This window comes from Streptomyces hilarionis, from assembly GCF_024539675.1.
In the GTDB taxonomy this organism is placed as follows: Bacteria; Actinomycetota; Actinomycetes; order Streptomycetales; family Streptomycetaceae; genus Streptomyces; species Streptomyces hilarionis.
This window is the reverse complement of the sequence record NZ_JAHHIT010000739.1, coordinates 1-268: the sequence shown is the minus strand read 5'-3', so window position 1 is coordinate 268 and position 268 is coordinate 1. Positions and strand designations below refer to the sequence as shown.

The window sequence follows — 268 nt, the reverse complement described above, 5'->3', positions numbered from 1 at the left end:
ACGTAACCGTTGGTATCGAATTTGGGCATCCTGTCCATCACGGACTGGACGTCTTCCAGACTGACTTGCTCGGTCACGTGCTGGCTCGGATTGAGTCGGCCTGCGTCGATCATTGAAAGCAGCTTGGCGTATTCAGGCTGCGGATTGCCCAAGCTGCCGGCGATCGACCATTCGCTGAACACAAGCTTGTCGATCGGGATGGTCAACAGGCCTTTGTCTTCTTCGCTGGACAAGCCCACGGTCGCCATACGGCCACCCTTCATCAGGC

General features: G+C 57.1%; 1 protein-coding gene. It reads right to left on the bottom strand.

Annotation, left to right across the window (positions count from 1 at the left end; genetic code table 11):
• On the bottom strand, positions 1–248 hold a 248-nt coding region (locus KMS84_RS40200), incomplete at its 3' end, for an MDR/zinc-dependent alcohol dehydrogenase-like family protein (RefSeq protein WP_256921602.1).
• Positions 249–268 lie beyond the last annotated feature (20 nt).